The organism is Acinetobacter sp. GN11, from assembly GCF_054823985.1.
The window spans coordinates 1,212-4,463 of the sequence record NZ_JRVL01000313.1 but is presented as its reverse complement, the minus strand read 5'-3'; the positions used below and the strand labels follow the sequence as shown (position 1 = coordinate 4,463).

At 34.5% G+C, this 3,252-nt stretch carries 4 protein-coding genes; all 4 read right to left on the bottom strand.

What is annotated here, in order from left to right; genetic code table 11:
• Positions 1–209: 209 nt before the first annotated feature.
• The 4 genes from ygiD to NL42_RS18715 all read right to left on the bottom strand — a co-directional run bounded on the left by ygiD (position 210) and on the right by NL42_RS18715 (position 3,173).
• Positions 210–971 (bottom strand): 4,5-DOPA-extradiol-dioxygenase, encoded by a 762-nt coding sequence (gene ygiD, locus NL42_RS18730; RefSeq protein ID WP_461313894.1) that lies wholly within the window; start codon positions 969–971, stop codon positions 210–212.
• Positions 972–1,154: 183 nt separating this feature from the next.
• Positions 1,155–1,721, bottom strand: coding sequence for an ester cyclase (locus tag NL42_RS18725; protein ID WP_461313893.1), 567 nt, complete (start codon positions 1,719–1,721; stop codon positions 1,155–1,157).
• A gap of 249 nt (positions 1,722–1,970) precedes the next feature.
• Positions 1,971–2,327, bottom strand: coding sequence for a winged helix-turn-helix transcriptional regulator (locus tag NL42_RS18720; RefSeq protein ID WP_461313892.1), 357 nt, complete (start codon positions 2,325–2,327; stop codon positions 1,971–1,973).
• A 291-nt stretch (positions 2,328–2,618) separates the two neighbouring features.
• Positions 2,619–3,173 carry a TetR/AcrR family transcriptional regulator gene (locus NL42_RS18715; protein WP_461313891.1) on the bottom strand — a complete coding sequence of 185 codons (555 nt, stop codon included), beginning with the start codon at positions 3,171–3,173 and terminating at the stop codon, positions 2,619–2,621.
• Between the last annotated feature and the right edge of the window lie 79 nt (positions 3,174–3,252).

The following is a 3,252-nucleotide window of genomic DNA, read 5'->3' as shown; positions in this document are numbered from 1 at the left end:
ATGAAAACTCCTATTGTTATAAGAGCTTTTCGAGTTTAGTTAAAGTGGTATCTATCTAAAAGCATTCAAAGTAATTTTACAAAATATTATAAATATGGAAATAAATCGGCCGCGATTATTTCTGGCTTTAGGTAAGATTTTTAGTATCTTTTATTAGCTCTGTTCTCACCACACCTACCCTAAAGTAATAAAAAAATAGTCATCTCTACTTAACCAATTTGCACCGAAAACATACTTATCGATTTCCCTTGTAGACCATCCACTAAAATATGAATTGGATCTTCCTCCTCCATTAATGCTGCAATATATAAAAATGGTAAATAATGTTCAGCTGTTGGCACACTCATGTCTGCACCTGGTAAGCGCATATAATCAGCAAGCCTATCTATATTATGTTCAAGTAGATTTTCTTTCACACTTTCATTAAATTGTGTCGCCCACTCATAATATGGAGCATCACTCTGCCAATTCATTTTATAGAGGTTATGAACAACATTACCACTGCCTAAAATTAATATGCCTTGTTTTCGTAATTCACTTAGTTTGCGAGCCAACTTCACATGTTCGGGACCAGAAAGTCTTGAATCAATACTTAACTGCACCACTGGAATATCTGCCTTTGGATAGAGATGGGCTAATACAGACCAAGTACCATGATCAAGCCCCCAACCTTGATCCAATATGACCTGCTCAGGGGACAATAAGTCTGTAATTTGTTGAGCTAACTCAGCATCTCCTTGAGCGGGATATTCAAAATCAAATAGAGCTTTGGGAAAACCACCAAAATCATGGATCGTCTTTGGATGCTGCATTGCAGTTACCGCAATCCCGTTGGTGTACCAATGTGCTGAAATTGCTAAAATTGCCTTAGGCTTTGGTAGATTTAAACCCAGTTCTTTCCACACCAAACTATATTTATTTGTCTCAATAGCATTCATTGGCGTGCCATGACCAAGAAAAACAACTGGCATTTTATAAGGCACTGAATTTTTTGTTATAAATAAATCCATAAAATCATTTAACCCTATTTCAAAGTCTAAATCATCTATATGAGTGAAATTTGAATAGTGATAACTTCAATGGATCAGACAATATTAAAAGTTATCACTACTAACAGATTACGCTTCAACAAGAAGTTGAATATTCACAAAGACTTATTGCCCTAAACCAATTTGCTGCATGAATGATTGGTTATCCCAAAATAAATACTCTTCATCCATGGTGCCATTCTTCCAATGGCCTACTGTTACCATTTTCAATTTAAATGCTTTACCCGTAGGTGGAATTGTTTTGCCATTAGCAATTGGCATTGGTTGACTAAATGTACCTTCCATTTCACCAATAACACTAGTCCACTCTCCAGAAGCAATGCGTACAGGATGTGTTTTGATTTTGGTATTAGGTGCAAACACGAACATTTTTTTCAATTCAACAATATGATCTGGAATTCCAACTGTTGTACTTCCATCTGGATAATGTACGCGAATGTTAGCTGCATGACTTTCTTTAAAACGATCCCATTTTTGATTGCTATAAACATCAAAATCTAAGGTATCAAATTTAACCAGATGTTCCTTACCGATACGTTCTGCTTCTCTATATTGAGCCAGCTCTTTTGCATCTTTTTTTGACAATGCAGAAGCTGCTTGGCTGGTAGCAGAACCTAATGTTATAACTAGGCCCAAAGCGATATGCGTAAATACATTTAATCTTTTCATCATATATTTTCCTAGCAGCAATTTGAGTGACTTTGTAGCTAAACAATTTTCACACTCTTTTAATTATCAGTTCATCCTTTGAAGCATCACCAAGCCTATTAAAGAATGGATAGCGTTTTAGATTATGCTTGAGATGATTTAAGCCGTAAATTACATACAAATTTGTAACTACTACCAAGAATCAAACTTAGAAGATAAATATTTTATTAAAATTAATGAGCTACAATAAAAATAAATTCAAGATTTAGTTTCCTAACTGTCTTGATGAGATATTTCCATCGTCATTTGAGGAGTTTGCCATCGTCTAGCTAACTCATCCAGAGTATCTAACACAACACATAACTCTCGCCCCTGTTCTGTAAAAGAATAGATGACTTCTTGCCGAGGATTGTTTGTAGGAACGCGTTGTAAAACACCTGCAACCGTTAAATAGCCAAGTTGCTCATTTAAAACTTTCGTAGAAATTCCTGAAATACTTCGATGTAGGCTATTAAAATTTAATGCGCCTTGTAATCTCAAAGTGTGCAAAATATGTATAGACCATTTGCCCCTAAGCATATTCGTAATAATTTCCGCAAAGCAAACAGGTTCAGGAGTTTTCAAAACCATCTCGCTATTCCTTTTTATCTAAAAACAATCATATAATACAAAAATAATTAATTTAAACGCTTTTAGACATTGTTGCTCAAAAGTGACTAAAGACTTGATAGTTGTAGGAAGGCTACCCAACAACTGTAGCCAATGATATTTCTACAAAAAAGCTTATGCAGACTATTACTTTTTATTAAATAGACTTACTTAAATCGTATTCTGATCGCATACAATAGGTGCTTATTTTGATGCAGCTATTAGTCTATTGCTGGCTTTAGGTAAGATTTTTAGTATCTTTCCTCATCTAATTTACCCCAAAGAAATTAAAAAATAATCCAACAACTTCTCTCTTTCATCTGGCTTGTTTGGATCTAAAAGCTGAACCATTGCCCCATCAATCACAAATAGAAACATGTGAGCATCTTGTTTTGAAGCATTTGCGTTGCTTGTTAAAAGCAGTTTATAGATTTCATTAATAAACCAGTTTCGATATTCAACGACCACCTCATATGCCTTTGGATGCGTTTTCGCAATTTCAAAAATAGCTTTAAAAGGCAAATGGTAGAGCCCTTCTAAATCGGCATGTAAAAAGTAAATTTTGCGAAGCTTTTCAAGCAGTGTTAAGTCTTTTTGAACATGAATGATTGAAAGTACCTCATGTTTTAGACCGTCTTTTTGAAAGGTTAAACTCATTTGAATTAGCCTTTCTTTTGAGTGAAAGTAATTATAAAAAGTCGCTTTTGGGATTTTCGCCGACTCAATAATTCGGTCAACCCCGACATTATGAAAGCCATAGTTGTTAAACAGATATCGGGAAGTGTGAAGCACATTTAAAGCACGAAATGGGAGATCTGAATGTGGCATAGTTTTACCGTTATAAAAATTCTTGTTGTATATGAATGAGATAAAAATGCCTTCACTCTTTTTTTAAGCAAATAAAAGA

Excerpts from the sequence above, each read along its gene's own strand:
- ygiD (WP_461313894.1), bottom strand. The coding sequence starts at position 971 with ATGCCAGTTGTTTTTCTTGGTCATGGCACGCCAATGAATGCTATTGAG.
- NL42_RS18725 (WP_461313893.1), bottom strand. The coding sequence starts at position 1,721 with ATGATGAAAAGATTAAATGTATTTACGCATATCGCTTTGGGCCTAGTT.
- NL42_RS18720 (WP_461313892.1), bottom strand. The coding sequence starts at position 2,327 with ATGGTTTTGAAAACTCCTGAACCTGTTTGCTTTGCGGAAATTATTACG.
- NL42_RS18715 (WP_461313891.1), bottom strand. The coding sequence starts at position 3,173 with ATGCCACATTCAGATCTCCCATTTCGTGCTTTAAATGTGCTTCACACT.